Source organism: Streptococcus sp. HJ1 (assembly GCF_052399005.1).
Lineage (GTDB): Bacteria > Bacillota > Bacilli > Lactobacillales > Streptococcaceae > Streptococcus.
Window position 1 is genome coordinate 262,443 of record NZ_CP199005.1, and the last position, 19,823, is coordinate 282,265.

Annotated in this window: 18 protein-coding genes; 15 read left to right on the forward strand and 3 right to left on the reverse strand. The window is 41.6% G+C overall.

Annotated features, from left to right (window positions below):
- Nucleotides 1-52 precede the first annotated feature (52 nt).
- The gene (locus ACT17O_RS01340) at nt 53-688 is read left to right on the forward strand and encodes a LysM peptidoglycan-binding domain-containing protein (RefSeq protein ID WP_247923925.1); all 636 of its coding nucleotides are present in this window, start codon (nt 53-55) and stop codon (nt 686-688) included.
- A gap of 21 nt (nt 689-709) precedes the next feature.
- Here the strand turns inward: ACT17O_RS01340 and ACT17O_RS01345 are convergent, their stop codons facing one another.
- A complete protein-coding gene (locus tag ACT17O_RS01345; protein WP_001268189.1) occupies nt 710-1,576 on the reverse strand; it encodes a helix-turn-helix domain-containing protein in 867 nt (288 codons plus the stop codon).
- Between the two features lie 184 nt (nt 1,577-1,760).
- Between ACT17O_RS01345 and ACT17O_RS01350 the strand changes: the two genes are divergently transcribed.
- The 8 genes from ACT17O_RS01350 (at nt 1,761) to mnmG (ending at nt 12,228) form a co-directional block, all read left to right on the forward strand.
- Nucleotides 1,761-3,869 carry a bacteriocin-associated integral membrane family protein gene (locus ACT17O_RS01350; RefSeq protein WP_247923926.1) on the forward strand — a complete coding sequence of 703 codons (2,109 nt, stop codon included), beginning with the start codon at nt 1,761-1,763 and terminating at the stop codon, nt 3,867-3,869.
- Complete coding sequence (locus ACT17O_RS01355; RefSeq protein ID WP_247923927.1) at nt 3,866-4,495, forward strand: ABC transporter ATP-binding protein; 630 nt, start codon at nt 3,866-3,868, stop codon at nt 4,493-4,495. Before ACT17O_RS01350 ends, ACT17O_RS01355 begins: the two co-directional genes overlap by 4 nt.
- A gap of 228 nt (nt 4,496-4,723) precedes the next feature.
- On the forward strand, nt 4,724-5,530 hold the full coding sequence (locus ACT17O_RS01360) for an ABC transporter substrate-binding protein (protein WP_255778171.1): 807 nt from the start codon (nt 4,724-4,726) through the stop codon (nt 5,528-5,530).
- Nucleotides 5,531-5,545: 15 nt separating this feature from the next.
- Nucleotides 5,546-6,742 carry an argininosuccinate synthase gene (locus ACT17O_RS01365; protein WP_000031904.1) on the forward strand — a complete coding sequence of 399 codons (1,197 nt, stop codon included), beginning with the start codon at nt 5,546-5,548 and terminating at the stop codon, nt 6,740-6,742.
- Nucleotides 6,743-6,769: 27 nt separating this feature from the next.
- Nucleotides 6,770-8,161 (forward strand): argininosuccinate lyase, encoded by a 1,392-nt coding sequence (argH, locus tag ACT17O_RS01370; protein ID WP_444817571.1) that lies wholly within the window; start codon nt 6,770-6,772, stop codon nt 8,159-8,161.
- A 427-nt stretch (nt 8,162-8,588) separates the two neighbouring features.
- The gene (mnmA, locus tag ACT17O_RS01375; protein WP_084944269.1) at nt 8,589-9,710 is read left to right on the forward strand and encodes a tRNA 2-thiouridine(34) synthase MnmA; all 1,122 of its coding nucleotides are present in this window, start codon (nt 8,589-8,591) and stop codon (nt 9,708-9,710) included.
- 140 nt (nt 9,711-9,850) lie between these two features.
- Nucleotides 9,851-10,306: an NUDIX hydrolase gene (locus tag ACT17O_RS01380; RefSeq protein ID WP_000193659.1), complete on the forward strand. Its 456-nt coding sequence runs from the start codon at nt 9,851-9,853 to the stop codon at nt 10,304-10,306.
- 8 nt (nt 10,307-10,314) lie between these two features.
- Entirely contained in the window at nt 10,315-12,228 is a 1,914-nt protein-coding gene (gene mnmG, locus ACT17O_RS01385; protein WP_444817572.1) for a tRNA uridine-5-carboxymethylaminomethyl(34) synthesis enzyme MnmG, read from the forward strand.
- A gap of 187 nt (nt 12,229-12,415) precedes the next feature.
- Here the strand turns inward: mnmG and rnjA are convergent, their stop codons facing one another.
- Nucleotides 12,416-14,095 carry a ribonuclease J1 gene (gene rnjA, locus ACT17O_RS01390; protein WP_000331972.1) on the reverse strand — a complete coding sequence of 560 codons (1,680 nt, stop codon included), beginning with the start codon at nt 14,093-14,095 and terminating at the stop codon, nt 12,416-12,418.
- A 1-nt stretch (nt 14,096) separates the two neighbouring features.
- Nucleotides 14,097-14,330, reverse strand: coding sequence for a DNA-dependent RNA polymerase subunit epsilon (locus tag ACT17O_RS01395; RefSeq protein WP_444817573.1), 234 nt, complete (start codon nt 14,328-14,330; stop codon nt 14,097-14,099).
- 1,000 nt (nt 14,331-15,330) lie between these two features.
- Between ACT17O_RS01395 and ACT17O_RS01400 the strand changes: the two genes are divergently transcribed.
- From ACT17O_RS01400 to ACT17O_RS01425, 6 genes are all read left to right on the forward strand, one after another.
- Nucleotides 15,331-15,546: a hypothetical protein gene (locus ACT17O_RS01400; protein WP_000492029.1), complete on the forward strand. Its 216-nt coding sequence runs from the start codon at nt 15,331-15,333 to the stop codon at nt 15,544-15,546.
- Between the two features lie 333 nt (nt 15,547-15,879).
- Nucleotides 15,880-16,563, forward strand: a complete 684-nt coding sequence (gene tsaB / locus ACT17O_RS01405; RefSeq protein WP_000865685.1) for a tRNA (adenosine(37)-N6)-threonylcarbamoyltransferase complex dimerization subunit type 1 TsaB — start codon at nt 15,880-15,882, stop codon at nt 16,561-16,563.
- Nucleotides 16,560-16,997, forward strand: a complete 438-nt coding sequence (gene rimI / locus ACT17O_RS01410) for a ribosomal protein S18-alanine N-acetyltransferase (RefSeq protein ID WP_000569810.1) — start codon at nt 16,560-16,562, stop codon at nt 16,995-16,997. Before tsaB ends, rimI begins: the two co-directional genes overlap by 4 nt.
- A complete protein-coding gene (gene tsaD, locus ACT17O_RS01415) occupies nt 16,987-17,997 on the forward strand; it encodes a tRNA (adenosine(37)-N6)-threonylcarbamoyltransferase complex transferase subunit TsaD (RefSeq protein ID WP_444817574.1) in 1,011 nt (336 codons plus the stop codon). Before rimI ends, tsaD begins: the two co-directional genes overlap by 11 nt.
- Nucleotides 17,998-18,106: 109 nt before the next feature.
- Nucleotides 18,107-18,970, forward strand: coding sequence for an XRE/MutR family transcriptional regulator (locus tag ACT17O_RS01420; protein ID WP_444817575.1), 864 nt, complete (start codon nt 18,107-18,109; stop codon nt 18,968-18,970).
- Nucleotides 18,971-19,085: 115 nt separating this feature from the next.
- On the forward strand, nt 19,086-19,754 hold the full coding sequence (locus ACT17O_RS01425; protein WP_444817576.1) for a lysostaphin resistance A-like protein: 669 nt from the start codon (nt 19,086-19,088) through the stop codon (nt 19,752-19,754).
- Nucleotides 19,755-19,823: the final 69 nt, after the last annotated feature.

The following is a 19,823-nucleotide window of genomic DNA, read 5'->3' on the forward strand; positions in this document are numbered from 1 at the left end:
TAACATTCGAGGAGTAAAATAGTATCATAGATAAAAAGGAGAATTTTTAGATATGTCATTAACAACTAAAAAAATTAAAACAACTATCGCAGGAGTAGCAGCTTTGCTTGCTTTCTTTGCTCCATCACTTGCATCTGCCCAAGAAACTGTAACTTACACAGTTAAATCAGGTGATACTCTTTCAGAAATCGCTGAGAAGTACAACACAACGGTTGAAAAATTGGCAGCAAAAAATAACATCAAAGATATTCACCTTATCTATGTTGACCAAGTTTTGGTTATCGAAGGAACAGCTCCATCGACAGCAACTGCAACCGCTGCAGCTTCAACAACAACTTATGAAGCACCAGCAGCTACGGAAGAAACTGCAGAAGAAGTAACTGAAACAACAACCTATGAAGCGCCAGCTACACCAGCAGCTCCAGCAGCAGAAAGCAACACTGCAGCAACTTCTACTGTAAGTGGTTCTGAAGCAGAAGCCAAAGAATGGATCGCTCAAAAAGAATCAGGTGGTAGCTACACTGCTACAAACGGACGTTACATCGGACGTTACCAATTGACAGATTCATACTTGAACGGTGACTACTCAGCTGAAAACCAAGAACGTGTAGCAGATGCTTACGTTGCAGGACGTTACGGTTCATGGACAGCTGCCAAGAACTTCTGGCTTAACAACGGTTGGTATTAAGATGATATAGAAAAGGAAGTCTCAATGGCTTTCTTTTTTGTTTACAAAGATGTTAACTTCTCGCTCTAGCTCTGTTAGTAAGTGTTCATCTTCTACTAGTTTAGCTAAGGAGAGTCCATTCTGTATCAACTGAGTATCATTAGCACAAATGCCGATACGAATATAGGAAAACGCAAGTGTATCATACTGTTTGCTTGCTTTTGCATCCTCTAAGAGAGTGTAGCAAAGCTGTTTGCAAAGCAACTTATCACCATTGTAAAGATAAAGAGTTGAGAGATTCAGAAGCAACATCATACGAAGCCGAAAGACAGGACTGTAGTGTTTATAAACCTCTAGTCGTTCGAGAATTTTTTCGGTAATCTGATGAATATACTCCATAGGAAAAGCAAAGAGAATGGTATTAAGAACTTTGAGGTCGCTCTCATACCAAGTATCTTGTTTCTCAATCTTATCCCATAGTCTGTTTACAATGTTGTCAACCTTACTTGACAATTTTTCTATTCCATTTTCACGAATGTAGATAACGATTTCGAGCATATCTTGTAACTGCTGGATGGGGAAATCATGATGTGTTTTTAGATAATGTTGGCATTTTTTGAGTAATTTACTTAAGTCGCTCGTACCACTAATAGAAGCCATTTTTAGAAAAGTCTGCATGATAGTTGATCGTTCACTTGGGTGGTAGAGATGGCAAATATAGTCAAACTCTTCAAAGGTCATATTGACTTGCCGAAGAAGAAACTCCATATTTTCATATTTAGGAGTTGTTTTCCCGCTTTCGATTTTTGATAGGCTGGTTCTTGAGAGAACATCCCCACAGACCTCCTCTTGGGTTAACCCCTTTGACTCACGGATTTCTTTATAAACATTTCCAAAATCGTAGCGCATGATTTCCTCCTTATTTGTGAAAAAAGTTAACAAAAAATAGAAATTGATTAAAAATATTGTATCATAGTAAAATAAAAAGTAAAAAAGAAATCTAAAATAAATTTGTGAAAAAGGTTAACAAATTTTACGACAAGGTATATTGTATTTTATAATCAAGATGATGAAGTACTGAGGAGGTATCTTTATGAAAAAAATCAGTAATTTCTGTATGTTACTCCTGCTTCTGTGTACCACTTTTTTTGTTTTTAATGTAAACTACACACGAGAAGTGGTTCGGATTCAGGAAATGGGAAAAACAGCGGGTTCTTTGGATGTATATTTGAAAGATGTTAACGAACCTGCAGTATCTGTTCTTCGATTTTTTGAGGATGTATCAAAGGAATACAAGGTCTCCATTATCAAAACAGACAGTGGTGATGAGGTGGTCAAGTCTGGTGTTTTTGATAAAGATACCTTCCCCTACCAAGAGTTTGGGATTTCTTCTCTTGATTTTACTACAGATGGTGAGGGAGTTTACAGTAATAAAGAAATTTCCAATAAACTTGGTACGATTCCGACTTTTCTAAAAGCCAAGCCTATTCAGCTTATGACTTTTCAAACCTATATCAAGGATACATCTCGTAGTTTAAATGGTCGCTATACGATAACTTCTACACAAGAGATGGACAAGGATAGGATTGTACAGAAATGGAGCGATTTTTTCAAGATAGACCAGACTACCTTGCTAGAGCCGATCTATAAAAGTGCAGTGGAAGTCATAAATCGAGATTTGCTTTTATCTGCCATTGTTTTTGTCTTGGCTATTTTACTTCTTGTGTTAGTGACAGTGTATCAACCGATGATGGATATGAAAAGAGTTGGGGTACAAAAATTACTGGGTTTTCAAGATCGGGCTGTTTTAGCTGATGTTGTGAAAGGCAATCTCTACCTCCTCCTAGCTGGGGGGCTTGTGATCAATCTAGGAGTGTTTTTCTTGCTTGATTACAAGCCAAAAGATTTGTTCCCTATGTTATGGTTGTCGCATTTTTTGCTTTTTCAACTTTATCTCTTTATCAGTTGGTTGACTTACCTCTTAATTCAAAAAATGACAATCAGCTCTCTGCTGAAAAGTTTTTCATCTTTCAAATTTGGTCTACTCTTTAATTATTTGATGAAAATTGGAACTACTATTTTACTGACAGTCTTGCTAGTTGGGGTAGGAAAAAGTTTGGAGCAAGAAAACAAAGAGTTGGATTACCAGAAACAGTGGATCAGTCAAGGAAATTATCTGACCTTGGAAACTTTCCAACTCAATGATAACCTGTGGCAAGAGCAGTTGGCAGGCTCAGGGCAGGCAGTGGATTATTTCTATCGATTTTATCTGGATTTGGTAGAAAAAACGCAGGCGGGCTATGTGCAAAGTAGCAGTCTTCCTGTAAAAAATTTTGTCAAATCAGACCAGACTCAGCAATATCAGTTAACAGATACGGTGGATGTTTACTATGCTAATCGCAATTTTCTAAAGAGCAAGGGATTCAAGTTACCCGATACCGGCACTAAAAAAGTTATTTTGATGCCAGCAAGTACGAAAGGTGAAGAAGATAAAAATCAGCTCTTGGGGAAATTAATTGCCTATCTTTCGATGAAGTATGAAGAGCAACAAAAACGAACGATAGAGGAGATGGATATCGAGATTGCTTACTATGAAGGTGATTGGTCATTTTTCCCATATAGTGATAAGCGAAAGGAAAATCTCTACAATCCAATTATTAGCTTGGTCAATGATTCTGATATGATGTGGGATGAAAAAGCTTCCCTGTCAACAACAGGTTTAAATAATCCCATTAAAATCGAAAATACAGCTCAACATCAAAAAGAGGTGACAGCGTTAGTTGAGAAATTGTCAGATGGGAATTATTTAAAATTTTCATCTATTCAAGCCATTCAACAAGAGAAAGTAGATTCTTATCGAGATGCTGTTCGGAATTTCAACATACTCTTTGCTTTGGTTGGTCTTCTTAGTATGATGATTTCCTACTTCTTACTAGTAACAACTTTCTTATTGAAGCGAACAGATATTATTACCAAGAAGTTTATGGGCTGGAAATTGATAGATCGGTATCGCTCCTTGCTGGGTCTTCTATTAGCTGTTTATAGCCTTCCTTTTATGGTTTTGCTATTCTTTACACAGGCACTGTTCTCCCTCTTGCTTTTCGCAGGATTTACAGGCTTAGATATTCTGTTTGTACTTTTCTTGGGCTCTAAGATGGAAAAACGAAATGTAGTGCAGTTATTGAAAGGGGATCACTTATGATAAAGTTGGAAAATGTTACGAAAACCATTGGGAAAAAAGTTATTTTGGAGAACTTATCTCTAAAAATTAACCAAGGAGATTTAGTTGCCATTGTTGGAAAAAGTGGCAGTGGCAAGTCAACCTTGTTAAATCTCTTGGGTTTGATAGATGGCGATTACAGTGGACATTATGAAATTTTCGGTCAGCAAAATGTACCTGTCAATTCTGTTAAGTCGCAAGCGATTATCCGCGAACATATCTCCTATCTGTTTCAAAACTTTGCTCTGATTGATAATGAAACAGTAGAGTATAATCTCATGCTTGCTCTAAAGTATGTGAAATTTTCCAAGAAAGACAAAGTTAAAAAGATAGAAGAAATTTTAGAGAGAGTGGGATTGTCATCAACCCTACATCAGAAGGTTTCAGAGTTATCTGGAGGGGAGCAGCAACGAATCGCAGTTGCTAGAGCCATTTTAAAACCCAGCCAGCTCCTTTTAGCAGATGAACCAACCGGTTCTCTAGATCCTGAAAATCGAGATTTGGTTTTGAACTTTCTCTTAGATATGAACAAGGAAGGTAAAACGGTCATTATCGTTACCCACGATGCCTATGTGGCCGAACAGTGCCATCGAGTTATTGAATTGTGAAAGAGAATGTGGAGAGTTCGTTGATCTCTTCATCTTACCTGTAATTGGACAATTGTATTTTTAAAAAATCAAACAGTATAAATAAGCTTATTATGTGTAAAAATATATCATATAATAAGCTTTTTCTTGATTTAAATGAAATAAAATACAGTTTTTTCTTGACAAACGAAAATGAGAGGAGTATTATTTATACAATAATAAAGTATAAAAATAAAAGGAGGCTCTTCTATGAATAAAGTGAAGAAGGTGTTGATGACGATGTTTGGTTTGCTTATGTTTCCCTTATTATTTGCTTGTAGTAACACTCAATCCCAAGGTGTTGAAGCCATTAAGGCTAAAGGAAAATTGGTGGTGGCCCTAAATCCAGAGTTTGCTCCATTTGAATATCAAAAATTAGTTGATGGGAAAAATCAGATTGTAGGTTCAGATGTTGAACTAGCCAAAGCCATCGCAAAGGAACTAGGTGTAGAAGTGGAGCTCTCTCCAATGAGTTTTGACAATGTACTGGCTAGTCTTGATTCAGGTAAGGCCGATCTTGCCATATCAGGTGTTTCTAAAACTGAGGAGAGAAGTCAAGTTTACGATTTTTCAATTCCCTACTACACTTCGAAGAATAAGGTTATCGTAAGAAAATCTGAATTAACGAATTACCAATCAGTCAAGGATTTGGCTCAGAAAAAGGTTGGAGCGCAGAAAGGTTCTATCCAGGAAACTCTAGCTAAAGAAACCTTGAAGGATTCTTCTCTCGTTTCACTTCCTAAAAATGGAAATTTGATAACAGATTTGAAATCAGGGCAACTGGATGCGGTTATCTTTGAGGAACCAGTGGCGAAAGGATTTGTAGAGAATAATCCAGACCTAGCCATCGCTGAGTTTGATTTTGATAATGACAAGGAAGATTCCTATGCTGTTGCGATGAAGAAAGACAGTAAAGAATTAAAAGATGCGGTTGACAAAACCATCCAGAAATTGAAGGATTCTGGGGAGTTGGACAAATTGATTGACGATGCTTTTAAAGCCTCTATCGAAAAATAGAAAGAAGGAAGAGAAATGAGTAAGGAAAAAGTCATTTTAGCCTATTCAGGTGGATTGGATACATCAGTTGCTATTACATGGTTAAAAAAAGACTATGATGTGATTGCTGTTTGTATGGATGTGGGTGAAGGAAAAGATTTGGAGTTCATCCATGATAAAGCTCTCAAGGTTGGGGCTGTAGAGTCTTATGTCATTGATGTTAAGGAAGAATTTGCTAATGACTATGTTTTAGTGGCCCTTCAGGCTCATGCCTACTATGAACAGAAGTATCCTTTGGTATCTGCTCTGAGTCGCCCTCTTATTTCAAAAAAACTCGTTGAAATAGCTCATCAGACAGGGGCAACCACAATTGCCCATGGTTGTACAGGTAAGGGAAACGACCAAGTTCGGTTTGAAGTCTCTATCGCAGCTTTGGATCCCAATCTAAAGGTAGTTGCGCCTGTTCGTGAGTGGAAATGGTCTCGTGAAGAAGAAATCCAATATGCCAAAGAAAATGGCGTCCCAGTTCCAGCTGACCTTGACAATCCTTACTCTGTCGATCAAAATCTTTGGGGACGTGCAAATGAATGTGGTGTTCTGGAAAACCCTTGGAACCAAGCGCCAGAAGAAGCATTTGGAATCACATCTTCTCCAGAAGAGGCTCCAGACAGTCCAGAATTTATTGACATTGAGTTTAGCTGCGGGGTGCCTATCTCCCTCAATGGAGAGAAGATGAAAGTGGCTGCTTTGATTCAAAAGCTAAATGAAATTGCGGGCAAACACGGTGTCGGTCGTATTGACCATGTGGAAAATCGCCTAGTCGGTATTAAGTCAAGAGAGATTTATGAGTGCCCAGGCGCTGTGACTTTATTGGCCGCTCATAAGGAGATTGAGGACTTGACTCTTGTGAGAGAAGTGGCTCATTTCAAACCTATTATCGAAAATGAATTGTCCAATCTCATCTATAATGCATTGTGGTTTAGCCCAGCAACTCAGGCTTTGATTGCCTATATCAAGGAGACACAGAAAGTTGTCAATGGAACTGCAAAAGTTAAACTCTATAAGGGGAATGCTCAGGTAGTGGCTCGGAAATCTCCAAATTCTCTTTACGATGAAAATTTGGCGACTTATACTAGTGCGGATACTTTTGACCAAGATGCGGCTGTTGGATTTATCAAGCTTTGGGGGCTTCCGACTAAGGTTTATTCAGAAGTTCAGAAAAATGTTGAGTAGTGACGCGATAGAAAGGGACGACAGGATATGCCGAAAAATACAAAATTATGGGGTGGTCGATTTGAAGGCACTGTGGAAGATTGGGTAGAGCAGTTCGGTGCGAGTATTTCCTTTGATCATCAGCTGGCAAAATTTGATTTGATGGGTTCCCTAGCTCATGTTCAAATGCTAGGACAGACTGGCATTTTGAGCTTGGAAGAGGCAGAGCAGATCCAAGATGGTCTGAAAGCTTTGTTGCGAGATTTAGAGGCAGGGGAGCTTCATTTTGATATTGCAAATGAAGATATTCATATGAATATGGAAGTGTTGCTGACAGAGAAAATCGGTCCTCTGGCTGGGAAACTACATACGGCTCGTTCTCGGAATGACCAAGTCGCAACGGATATGCACTTATATCTAAAGGAGCAGCTTGGGCATGTTTTGGATAAGTTGGCGAATCTGAACAGTGTTTTGCTGGATTTGGCTGAAAAACATGTGGAAACCATCATGCCAGGCTATACCCATTTGCAGCACGCCCAACCGATTAGTTTTGCCCACCATCTCATGGCTTATTACAATATGTTCCAAAGGGATAGCGAGCGCTTTGCATTTAACTTGAAACATACGGACCTGTCTCCCCTGGGTGCGGCTGCTTTGGCGGGGACAACATTTCCAATCAATCGTCAATTATCGAGTGATTTATTGGGCTTCCAACAACCCTATACCAATTCCTTGGACGCAGTGAGTGACCGTGATTTTATCTTAGAATTTCTGTCAAATGCCAGCATTTTGATGATGCATATGAGCCGTTTTTGTGAAGAAATCATCAATTGGTGCAGTTTTGAGTATCAGTACATTAGCTTGTCTGATAGCTTTTCAACAGGTTCATCTATCATGCCCCAGAAGAAAAATCCTGATATGGCCGAATTGATTCGAGGGAAGACAGGACGGGTTTACGGGCACTTGCTTGGACTATTGACCGTCATGAAATCTTTGCCTCTGGCCTATAATAAGGATTTGCAAGAGGACAAGGAAGGCATGTTTGATACAGTAGAAACGATTTTAAATTCTCTGGATGTGTTGGCAGGTATGCTATCGAGCATGCAGGTTAATAAGGCCAAAATGCAGCAATCCACAGAGAATGATTTTTCGAATGCGACCGAACTGGCAGATTATTTGGCTGAAAAAGGTCTTCCCTTTAGAGAAGCGCATGAAATAGTAGGGAAATTGGTTCTAGACTCTATCAAGCATGGTAAAAATATTCAAGATTGGGATTTGGAGGAGTTGCAAGTCTACCATCCCTTGATTGAAGAGGATATTTATATCTACTTGCGCCCAGAAACCGCTGTTCAGAGACGGAATTCCTTAGGAGGAACCGGCTTTGAGCAAGTGAAATACCAGATAGAACAAGCGAAGAAAGAACTTAAAGGGGAAAATTGATTCGTTTGCAAAGGAAGAAAGAGAGGTTGAGATGATTTATCAGCCTCTTTCTTGTCTTCTCCAACCAAGCGTGTTATAATGAATACTGCTCAAGCGACCTTCAATCGTTAAAGCACACACGACCTTCAATCGTGAACTGGTCATTTCGTTTATCTTTTATTACGTCGTTAACTCGAAATGAGATGCAAGCTGAGCTTGTCTGATTTATAACCTCAATCAGTCTCCCAGACTGATTGAGCGAACTCGAGATATGCCTGCGACTCGTTGCCTATCATATTTTCATTTTAAGATGATAGGCTAAAATGGTCTCCCAGACCATTTTACTCCTAAAAGCAAACGAAAAGACTATACTCGAAGAAATTCTATTGAAAGTCATAGTAAATAGAATTTTGAGGGTATGAATAAACGAATAGATGGGAGACTTACCATGAGTGATAACTCTAAAACACGTGTTGTCGTGGGGATGAGTGGTGGTGTTGATTCGTCGGTGACGGCTCTCTTGCTCAAGGAGCAGGGCTACGATGTGATCGGTATCTTCATGAAGAACTGGGATGACACAGATGAAAACGGCGTCTGTACGGCGACCGAAGATTACAAGGATGTGGCTGCGGTGGCAGACCAGATCGGCATTCCTTACTACTCTGTCAATTTTGAAAAAGAGTACTGGGACCGCGTCTTTGAGTATTTCCTAGCGGAATACCGTGCAGGGCGCACGCCAAATCCAGATGTTATGTGCAACAAGGAAATCAAGTTCAAGGCCTTTTTGGACTATGCTATGACCTTGGGTGCAGACTATGTAGCGACTGGGCATTATGCTCGAGTGGTGCGTGATGAGGATGGCACTGTTCACATGCTTCGTGGCGTGGACAATGGCAAGGACCAGACCTATTTCCTCAGTCAACTTTCGCAAGAACAACTCCAAAAAACCATGTTCCCATTGGGACATTTGGAAAAGCCTGAAGTACGAAAACTAGCAGAAGAAGCAGGTCTTGCGACTGCCAAGAAGAAAGATTCGACAGGGATTTGCTTTATCGGAGAAAAGAACTTTAAAAACTTTCTCAGTAACTACCTGCCAGCCCAGCCTGGTCGCATGATGACTGTGGACGGTCGCGATATGGGTGAGCATGCAGGACTTATGTATTATACGATTGGTCAGCGTGGAGGACTTGGTATCGGTGGTCAACACGGCGGTGACAATGCCCCTTGGTTCGTTGTCGGAAAAGATTTGAGCCAAAATATCCTCTATGTCGGCCAAGGTTTCTATCATGATTCGCTCATGTCAACAAGCCTAGAGGCCAGTCAAGTTCACTTTACTCGTGACATGCCAGAGGAATTTACTCTAGAATGCACAGCAAAATTCCGCTACCGTCAGCCTGATTCTAAGGTGACAGTACATGTCAAAGGAGACAAGGCAGAAGTTATCTTTGCGGAACCGCAACGCGCCATCACACCAGGACAGGCAGTTGTCTTTTATGATGGCGAAGAGTGTCTAGGTGGCGGTTTGATTGACAATGCCTACCGCGATGGACAAGTTTGTCAGTACATTTAGATTGACAAATTTTCTCAATTTGCTACAATAATAAAAGCAATAGAAATGATGGTCAAAGCTCATGGATGTTGCAGGCTTTTTTGCCCTGCACTTCTTACGAGTTTTGACTGTTTTTGTGTCGTTTAAGGGAAAGGACAAAAATGACTCAACAAGACTTTCGGACAACAGTGGGAGACACGGTCTTTGGTGTTCGGGCGGCAGCCTTGATTCTCCAAAATGGCAAGCTCCTAGTTACTAAAGACAAGGGTAAATATTACACTATCGGCGGTGCGATTCAAGTCAATGAAAGTACGGAAGACGCGGTAGTCCGTGAAGTGAAGGAAGAACTAGGTGTCAAAGCTCAAGCTGGGCAGCTAGCTTTCGTGGTTGAAAATCGTTTTGAACAGGACGGTGTTTCCTATCACAACATCGAGTTTCATTATCTAGTGGACTTGCTTGAGGACGCCCCATTGACCATGCAAGAAGATGAGAAAAAGCAACCCTGTGAGTGGATTGACTTGGATAAACTTGAGGAGTTCCAGCTAGTTCCAGCCTTTTTAAAAACAGCCCTACCAGAATGGAACGGCCAACTAAAACACATTCATCTTGAGGAATAGGAGAGAAAATGACTTATAATTTTACGGAAGAATACGATATTATTGTAATTGGTGCGGGGCACGCGGGGGTAGAAGCATCTCTAGCAGCCAGCCGTATGGGCTGTAAGGTCTTGCTTGCGACCATCAACATTGAAATGCTGGCTTTCATGCCTTGTAATCCTTCTATCGGTGGCTCTGCCAAGGGGATTGTCGTGCGTGAAGTGGATGCCCTTGGTGGTGAAATGGCTAAAACCATTGACAAGACCTACATCCAGATGAAGATGCTCAACACTGGGAAAGGTCCAGCTGTCCGTGCCCTTCGTGCGCAGGCTGACAAGGAGCTTTACTCTAAGGAGATGCGCAAGACAGTTGAAAATCAAGAGAATCTCACCCTTCGTCAAACCATGATTGATGAGATTTTGGTGGAAGATGGTAAGGTTGTCGGTGTGCGTACAGCTACCCATCAAGAATATGCTGCTAAGGCTGTTATCGTGACGACAGGGACTGCACTCCGTGGGGAAATCATCATCGGAGACCTCAAGTATTCGTCAGGTCCTAACCACAGTCTGGCTTCGATTAACCTTGCTGACAATCTCAAGGAACTGGGACTCGAAATTGGTCGTTTCAAGACAGGAACGCCTCCACGTGTCAAGGCTTCCTCTATCAATTACGATGTGACAGAGATTCAGCCAGGAGATGAAGCGCCAAATCACTTCTCCTACACTTCACGTGATGAGGACTATGTCAAGGACCAGGTGCCATGCTGGTTGACCTACACCAACGGTACCAGTCATGAGATTATCCAAAACAACCTCCACCGTGCGCCTATGTTCACAGGTGTGGTCAAGGGAGTTGGGCCTCGTTACTGTCCATCGATTGAGGACAAGATTGTACGCTTTGCGGACAAGGAACGCCACCAACTCTTCCTAGAGCCAGAAGGGCGCAATACAGAGGAAGTTTATGTCCAAGGACTTTCAACCAGTCTGCCTGAGGATGTCCAACGTGACTTGGTTCATTCCATCAAAGGTTTGGAAAATGCTGAGATGATGCGAACTGGTTATGCCATTGAGTATGACATGGTCTTGCCTCATCAGTTGCGTGCGACACTAGAAACCAAGAAAATCTCAGGACTCTTTACTGCTGGTCAGACAAATGGAACGTCAGGTTACGAAGAAGCTGCTGGCCAAGGGATTATCGCTGGTATCAATGCGGCTCTAAAAATACAAGGCAAACCTGAGTTGATTTTGAAGCGCAGCGACGGTTATATCGGAGTGATGATTGACGACTTGGTAACTAAGGGAACCATTGAACCTTACCGTCTCTTGACCAGTCGTGCTGAATACCGTCTCATCCTCCGTCATGACAATGCTGATATGCGTTTGACTGAGATGGGTCGTGAGATTGGTCTCGTTGATGATGAACGCTGGGCCCGTTTTGAGATTAAGAAAAATCAATTTGACAATGAGATGAAACGCCTAGACAGCATCAAACTCAAGCCAGTCAAGGAAACGAACGCTAAGGTTGAAGCGATGGGATTCAAGCCGCTGACTGATGCCGTGACCGCCAAGGAATTTCTCCGTCGTCCGGAAGTCTCTTACCAAGACGTGGTGGCTTTCATCGGGCCTGCCGCTGAAGAGTTAGATGACAAGATTATCGAATTGATTGAAACAGAAATCAAGTACGAAGGCTATATTTCCAAAGCCATGGATCAGGTTGCCAAGATGAAACGCATGGAAGAAAAACGCATTCCAGCCAATATTGATTGGGATGATATTGACTCTATCGCGACAGAAGCTCGCCAGAAGTTCAAACTCATCAATCCAGAAACTATCGGCCAAGCAAGCCGTATTTCGGGAGTAAATCCAGCAGATATTTCTATTTTGATGGTCTATTTGGAAGGTAAAAATCGTAGTATTTCTAAAAATCAAGAAAAGAAAGCATAGAAAAAACAGCTCCGAAAACGGGGCTGTTTTGTTGACTTGTACTCAATGAAAATCAAAGAGCAAACTAGGAAGCTAGTCGTAGGTTGCTCAAAGCACTGCTTTGAGGTTGTAGATAGAACTGACGAAGTCAGTAACATATATACGGCAAGGCGAAGCTGACGTGGTTTGAAGAGATTTTCGAAGAGTATTATTCTTCATCTGGTGTGAGGATCATCGGGATAATGATCGGCTCACGTTCCGTATTTTCATAGAGGAAGGGGCGAATGGCGTTGACAATGGCACCATTGACAGATTGGATGCTAGCGTCCTTGTTTTTCAATGCGATACGAATAGCATTGAAGAGGATACGTTGGCTTTGGCGAATCAAGTCGCCAGACTCTCGCATGTAGACAAAACCTCGGCTGAGGATATCTGGACCAGACAGAATCATCTGCGATTTGAAGTCAACAGTTGCGACTGCCAGAACGACACCGTCTTCAGATAGATCACGACGATCTTTGAGGACAGCAGCACCGATTTCACCGATACGATTTCCATCGACATAGATATCTTGGGCATTGAAGTGGCCTGCGATACGAGCAGAGTTAGCAGTAAGGGCAAGCACATCACCATTGCTCATGATAAAGATATTGTCCTTCTCAACACCAGTATCCACCGCTAGTCCAGCGTGGACTTTCTGCATGCGGTATTCACCATGGACAGGCATGAAGTATTTTGGTTTAATCAAGCGGAGCATGAGTTTTTGCTCTTGCTGACCACCGTGTCCAGAGGTGTGGATATTGTTGATTTTACCGTGGATAACTTCGACACCAGCTTCAGAAATGATGTTAATCAGCTTGTTGACGCTAGTCGTATTTCCAGGGATTGGGCTAGAAGAGAAGATAACGGTATCGCCGGGTTGGAGTTGCACCTGACGGTGGGTTCCGTTAGCGATACGAGAGAGGGCTGCCATCGGCTCACCCTGACTACCTGTACAGAGGATCAGAACCTCGCCTGCAGGGTAGTCTTTGATTTCATTTGGCTCGATAAAGGTTCCCTTAGGAGCTTTGATGTAGCCAAGCTCGATTCCGTTGACAATGGCCTTTTCCATAGAACGACCAAAGACTGCGATCTTGCGTCCAGTCTTAACAGCAGCATCTGTTGCTTGCTGGAGACGGAAGATATTTGAGGCAAAGGATGCAAAGATGATACGTCCTTCAATACCTTGGATAATCTTCATGATGGACTGACCAACGACTTTTTCAGAGTTGGTAAAGGTTGGTACTTCCGCATTTGTCGAGTCAGAGAGGAGGCAGAGTACGCCTTCTTCACCAAGGGCTGCCATCCGGTGCAAGTCTGCAGGTTCTCCAACTGGAGTAAAGTCAAACTTAAAGTCACCCGTACAGACGATTTTCCCTTGAGGAGTATGAATGACAATCCCCAAAGGCTCTGGAATGGAGTGAGTAGTTCTAAAGAAAGTTGCCTTGAGATTTTTAAAGGTCAACTCAGTATTGTGGTTGATTTCGTAAAGTTTGGCGTTGCGCAAGAGACCGTGTTCTTCGAGTTTTCCACGGATCAAAGCTAGGGCAAGTGGTCCAGCGTAGATAGGGACATTTGCTTGCTTGAGCAGGAAAGGAATCCCACCGATGTGGTCCTCGTGTCCGTGTGTGATCAAAACGGCCTTGACGCGGTCGATATTGTCCACGATGTAAGAGTAATCAGGGATAACGTAGTCGATACCCAGCAAGTCATCTTCTGGGAATTTAATCCCAGCATCGACGATGATAATCTCGTCTTGGTATTCAATTCCGTATGTGTTTTTCCCGATTTCTCCCAGACCACCGATGGCAAAAACACCGACTTCTTCAGGTTTAAGAGTGTAGGCCATATTAGAACTCCGTGATTTCGAAAGCGCCAGTTTCTTTTTCGTAATCTAGCAATTTGTCAGACAAGAGTTCGATATACTCGATATTGTACTCTGGGCGGTTTTCTTCGACAAGTTGGCGAGCAGCGATACGCCCCTCAAGTTCTGAGCTGGCATCGATTTCTAGGTAAAGTGAGCGTGTTGTTTCACGACGTGGGCTACGTTCTTTTGTTTCTTGATAAAAAACTTTGTAAATCATATAGTTCCTTTCTATTTACAGGTCAGCTTATTCCAAACTTTTAGCAGAGATTTGCTTGATTTCATTCCATTTTGTGTCTAGATTGACCTTGATTCGTTACAATTATTTCAATTATACCACAAAATGAAAAATTAGTAAAAGACGGAAATGGAGAAAGTCGGGAGGGGAAGAAGGAACAAAAAGACAGGTAGGATTTGGTCGGAGAGCACTTAGGTGTTATAATTAAAGGGGGAATCTAAAGAGATAGTAGATTTAAGGAAGAATACAGTTCTAGTTTCATTAATCGTTGGAGTGGATGGTTGGGACAGAATGATATCTTTGAAAAAAGAAAAAGCTCTTGAGAAATCTCAAGAGCAAATAAAAAGGCTGAGACAAAACTCGGGGATTTTCCTGGAGCAGTCCAGATGGCAGCACCTCTACCTGAAGCGAATGCATCGCAACCTTTGAATGACTTGTCACCAAATCAAACTCGATCTCAGCCTTTACTTAATTCTATCATCTATGAGGCTAAGAAGTCAATCTATAAGTATAACGATGTAGAAATAGCATGGAGTGGAGCGCTTACTAAAAGGTAAAGACAAGCACTTAATTTAAGAGTAAGCAAAAAGAGAGGACCAATGGTAGTCAGGGGTCTTTACAGCTCAAAGCTGAGGGCAGTCCCACACCCGTACCAGAAGTTGGTACCTTTGAACGCTCTGTCACCAGTCGCCCTATGTTATCCTCTCGATATTTATACTTTACTATAACTTACTGAGGGAATCAACTTTAAAAGCATCAAAAAGCTCCTGACCGAAGTCAAGAGCCGTCAAACACTGGGGGCGAATTGTTCAATCGCAATTTCAGTTCTTTAGAAACCAAAGTTTCAGGGATAGCACTGCAACCCGAAGAGTCAACGACTCAACCTGATTTTCCTATCAGTGTTGAATTACATTTTAACATTGATAGAACAACATTGTCAACAGTTTATATAAAAATAGGAATACCAAAAGGAGGATTAAGAATGTTTAGTTTGTTTGAATTTGCAGTAGGGGTTCGCCTCTTGATGTTTGTAGTCTTTGTAGCTTGTGTCTATGGGGGGAATGCCCTGTTTGTTCATCTGGAACACCGCAAAACAAAGTTCCTTTGGAAGCTTGCTTTTGTGACGCTCTATTCAATTTTTCTCCTCCTGGTTACCTATGTTGTCTGGCTCGTTTTCTACTTTGGTTTAAATGCCTAAAGTCAATTATTCCTCTAGATATACAGAAAATCCACCTCGTCTTGATAGATGGGATGGACTTTTTCTATTTTTAGGTGATATCTTTATTTTTACGACGATGTTCTTTCGTATCAAAAATCGAGTTGAAACATAAATGCCTGATCCAAATTTTTTACAAAGAACTTTTCAATTTCCTTGTTCACTTTTCTATTCAAAAAAGCTACAACTTTTTTGAATTTTTTGTGCAGAATTGCTTGTTTAAGTGGCAGGAACTTTTGTTTCAAAATAAAGAAAATTCCCATGCGCTGGCTTTTGTAGTATAATAGTAAACAGACAAAAAGATAGGAATGTGTTATGAAAGTATTAGCTTTTGATACGTCCAGCAAGGCTCTTTCTCTAGCCATTTTAGAGGACAAGCAGGTTCTTGCCGAGACGACGATTAATATCAAGAAAAATCACAGTATTACCCTTATGCCAGCCATTGATTTTTTGATGGCCAGTCTAGATTTGACATCAAAGGATTTGGATCGAATCGTGGTCGCTGAAGGGCCAGGTAGCTACACGGGCTTGCGAATTGCGGTAGCAACTGCCAAGACCTTGGCTCATACCCTGAACATTGAGTTAGTTGGGATGTCTAGCCTATTGGCTCTGGTGCCACGCCAACAAGAAGGCTTGGTGGTTCCTATCATGGATGCACGTCGCAACAATGTTTATGCAGGATTTTATCAAAACGCCAAACCAGTCTTTCCAGAAGCGCACCTGTCTTTTGCGGAAGTGCTAGAGCAGGTCAAGGATGCTGAACAGGTAACCTTTGTCGGAGAAGTTGGAGCCTTTGTGGAACAGATCCAAGAACAACTACCTCAAGCTAGCTATCAAGAAACCTTGCCAAATGCAGCTAATCTAGCTCTTTGGGCCTGGGACGAGGAAGCAGACTCCTTGCACGACTTTGTGCCAAATTACCTCAAACGTGTTGAAGCTGAGGAAAACTGGCTCAAGAACCATACCGAGTCTGGCGGGTCTTACATTAAACGCCTATGATAGAAATCAAACGAATCCAAAAACAGCCTGAACTAGCTAAAACCATCTACGCTGTCATGGCAGATGTTTACCCAGTCAGTCCTTGGACGCTGGAACAAATCCAAGCAGACCTGTCCCAAGACCAAACTTGGTACGCTCTAGCTTATGATGGAACAGAAGTGATTGGATTTCTAGCTGTGCAGGAGAATCTCTTTGAGGCAGAAGTCCTGCAAATCGCTGTCAAGAAAGCCTATCAAGGACAGGAAATAGCATCAGCCTTGTTTGCAACATTGCCGACAGACAAGGAGATTTTCCTCGAAGTCAGAAAGTCAAATCACCGAGCGCAAGCATTTTACAAGAAAGAAAAGATGGCGGTCATCGCTGAGCGAAAGGCCTACTACCATGACCCAGTCGAGGACGCCATCATCATGAAGAGAGAAATAGATGAAGGATAGATATATTTTAGCATTTGAGACATCCTGTGACGAGACCAGTGTCGCTGTCTTAAAAAACGACGACCAGCTCTTGTCCAATGTCATTGCTAGTCAAATTGAGAGCCACAAACGTTTTGGGGGCGTAGTGCCAGAAGTAGCTAGTCGTCACCATGTCGAGGTCATTACAGCCTGTATCGAGGAGGCTCTAGCAGAAGCAGGAATTACAGAAGAAGATGTGACAGCCGTTGCCGTTACCTACGGACCTGGATTGGTTGGAGCTCTGCTAGTTGGCTTGTCAGCTGCCAAGGCCTTTGCTTGGGCGCATGGTCTGCCACTTATCCCCGTCAACCACATGGCTGGCCACCTCATGGCAGCTCAGAGTGTGGAGCCTTTGGAGTTTCCTTTGTTGGCACTCTTGGTCAGCGGAGGACACACCGAGTTGGTCTATGTTTCTGAGGCTGGCGATTACAAGATTGTTGGGGAGACCCGAGACGATGCAGTTGGGGAGGCCTATGACAAGGTTGGCCGTGTCATGGGCTTGACTTATCCAGCCGGTCGTGAGATTGACGAGTTGGCCCATCAAGGTCAGGATGTTTATGACTTCCCTCGTGCCATGATCAAGGAAGACAATCTGGAGTTCTCATTCTCAGGTTTGAAGTCTGCCTTTATCAATCTTCACCACAGTGCTGAGCAAAAGGGAGAAAGCTTGTCTACAAAGGATTTGTGTGCTTCCTTCCAAGCAGCTGTCATGGATATTCTCATGGCAAAAACCAAGAAGGCTTTGGAGAAATATCCTGTTAAAACTCTGGTAGTGGCAGGTGGCGTGGCAGCCAATAAAGGTCTCAGAGAACGCCTAGCAGCCGAAATTACAGATGTCAAGGTCATCATTCCACCCCTGCGTCTCTGTGGAGACAATGCAGGAATGATTGCTTATGCCAGCGTCAGCGAGTGGAACAAAGAAAACTTTGCAGACTTGGACCTCAATGCCAAACCAAGTCTTGCCTTTGATACCATGGAATAAAGAGTCAGTTTGAATCTGGCTTTTTTGCTAAAATATTTTATAATATGTTAAAAAAGAAAAAGTTTTTACGAATAAAATAGTAAAGGGAATCTTTAAGGGGAGTTTGGCCATGATTGAAAAAATGGAATTGGGAGAATTTTACAAGGAATTGCGTCTGGCGAGAAAACTCAAGCAGTCAGATGTTGCTTGTGATGGACTGACAGCATCCCAGCTATCCAAGTTTGAACTGGGACAGTCTATGCTGTCTGCGGATAAGCTGATCCTAGCGATCCAAGGGATAAATGTGACCTTCGATGAATTTGGACACAAGCTCAACAACTACCAAGAATCTCCCCATATGAGATTTGGTAGAAGGATTGTGGATCGCTTTGCCCATCAAGATATTGATGGTTTAGAGCAATTGTTGGAGGAAGTCGAACAAGAACAGATGGCGGAGATTTATCGTCGTTTGAATGCTATTGTGATCAAAGATGCTATCCATTCCTTAGATAAAAACTATCCGCTAGCGGAGGAGGATAGCGAGTTTTTGACCACCTATCTCTATGCTATCGAGTCTTGGACCTGGTTTGAACTTTATATTTTTTGTAATACCATGCCCTTCTTGAGTAATCAGGACCTAATCTTTTTATCCACCTCTTTACTTGAAAAATCCAAGGAATTTAAAGAGTTAGTACACAATCGATTGTATATGAAACAAGGACTGTTAAATATCATCTCAGAGCTCATGGAGCGCAAACTTTTTTCTTATATCCCAATCTTTGAAGCCGAGTTGGAGAGCATGCTCCGTCCATACGATGTTTTTGAGAAATTATTGTGGCAGTTTTTAAAGAAGATGAGCATTTTCCTTCAAACCAAGGGAAGTAATCAAAAAGAGATTGAAGACTTTATCCAATCTCTACAAGTATTAGAAAATCCACAATTAACAGCCCTTTTTGAACTACGCTTACAGCAATATAAAGACCTTATCGATTAACAAACAATCGCAAAAATGAAATTTCTATAAGAAAAAATGTCAAATATGCGATTTTCTAAAATAGGGCATTTTTCGTGTTATACTGTCTTTATTTCATAGTATAGGAGAAAATAAAATGAAAAAGATAATCTCACGCTACTACTTGTTTGTAGCTATTCTACTTGTCATTACTGACCAGTTCTTGATTCGTCTGCTCTTACACAGCGACCTTGCTGCTGGTCTATCTGACTTTGCCTATTATTTGTCGGATATGATGTTGAATTTTCTTGTGGTTCTGCTTGCTATTATTGTTATGGTTTGGTCAGGTAAATGGCAGAAAATCAACAGTAGAAAATTTAAAGGGTCTTATCTTTTTTATTCCTTTTTAGCTCTTCTTGCTTTTGTTATTTGGAATTTTGTCACATTTGTTATTTTCCCACCTACCAAAAATGAAATTGCTTATCAACTGGATGTTCCTACTTTTACAGGTGCAACGGCATTTTTGATGTATTTTTTCTATCCTGTGATTGCAGGTCCCATTTTTGAAGAGATGATTTATCGTGGGTTGGTAATGACCGCTCTGGAAAAAGGAAAGAAATGGGGTCTGGATGTGCTTGGTTCTGCTGCTTTGTTTGGAATCTTGCACATTAGTAATCACGGTTGGGTCTTGACAGACTTTTTCGTATATATGGGTGGTGGCCTCATACTTGCAGTCTTGTTTAGAGTAACCAAGTCCATTTATTGGCCTATTGGACTGCATATAGTCAATAATGCCATTGGTCAAATTCTGCCCTTGTTGTTTTAGAGTTTCTGCCAATCATAAAAACAAAAGAACTGACTAGCTAAGTATTATAAATAAGACTGTTTTTTCAGT

What these genes read in the sequence shown, in the direction of transcription:
- ACT17O_RS01340 (WP_247923925.1), top strand. Translation starts at nt 53, where the DNA reads ATGTCATTAACAACTAAAAAAATTAAAACAACTATCGCAGGAGTAGCA.
- ACT17O_RS01345 (WP_001268189.1), bottom strand. Translation starts at nt 1,576, where the DNA reads ATGCGCTACGATTTTGGAAATGTTTATAAAGAAATCCGTGAGTCAAAG.
- ACT17O_RS01350 (WP_247923926.1), top strand. Translation starts at nt 1,761, where the DNA reads ATGAAAAAAATCAGTAATTTCTGTATGTTACTCCTGCTTCTGTGTACC.
- ACT17O_RS01355 (WP_247923927.1), top strand. Translation starts at nt 3,866, where the DNA reads ATGATAAAGTTGGAAAATGTTACGAAAACCATTGGGAAAAAAGTTATT.
- ACT17O_RS01360 (WP_255778171.1), top strand. Translation starts at nt 4,724, where the DNA reads ATGAATAAAGTGAAGAAGGTGTTGATGACGATGTTTGGTTTGCTTATG.
- ACT17O_RS01365 (WP_000031904.1), top strand. Translation starts at nt 5,546, where the DNA reads ATGAGTAAGGAAAAAGTCATTTTAGCCTATTCAGGTGGATTGGATACA.
- argH (WP_444817571.1), top strand. Translation starts at nt 6,770, where the DNA reads ATGCCGAAAAATACAAAATTATGGGGTGGTCGATTTGAAGGCACTGTG.
- mnmA (WP_084944269.1), top strand. Translation starts at nt 8,589, where the DNA reads ATGAGTGATAACTCTAAAACACGTGTTGTCGTGGGGATGAGTGGTGGT.
- ACT17O_RS01380 (WP_000193659.1), top strand. Translation starts at nt 9,851, where the DNA reads ATGACTCAACAAGACTTTCGGACAACAGTGGGAGACACGGTCTTTGGT.
- mnmG (WP_444817572.1), top strand. Translation starts at nt 10,315, where the DNA reads ATGACTTATAATTTTACGGAAGAATACGATATTATTGTAATTGGTGCG.
- rnjA (WP_000331972.1), bottom strand. Translation starts at nt 14,095, where the DNA reads ATGGCCTACACTCTTAAACCTGAAGAAGTCGGTGTTTTTGCCATCGGT.
- ACT17O_RS01395 (WP_444817573.1), bottom strand. Translation starts at nt 14,330, where the DNA reads ATGATTTACAAAGTTTTTTATCAAGAAACAAAAGAACGTAGCCCACGT.
- ACT17O_RS01400 (WP_000492029.1), top strand. Translation starts at nt 15,331, where the DNA reads ATGTTTAGTTTGTTTGAATTTGCAGTAGGGGTTCGCCTCTTGATGTTT.
- tsaB (WP_000865685.1), top strand. Translation starts at nt 15,880, where the DNA reads ATGAAAGTATTAGCTTTTGATACGTCCAGCAAGGCTCTTTCTCTAGCC.
- rimI (WP_000569810.1), top strand. Translation starts at nt 16,560, where the DNA reads ATGATAGAAATCAAACGAATCCAAAAACAGCCTGAACTAGCTAAAACC.
- tsaD (WP_444817574.1), top strand. Translation starts at nt 16,987, where the DNA reads ATGAAGGATAGATATATTTTAGCATTTGAGACATCCTGTGACGAGACC.
- ACT17O_RS01420 (WP_444817575.1), top strand. Translation starts at nt 18,107, where the DNA reads ATGATTGAAAAAATGGAATTGGGAGAATTTTACAAGGAATTGCGTCTG.
- ACT17O_RS01425 (WP_444817576.1), top strand. Translation starts at nt 19,086, where the DNA reads ATGAAAAAGATAATCTCACGCTACTACTTGTTTGTAGCTATTCTACTT.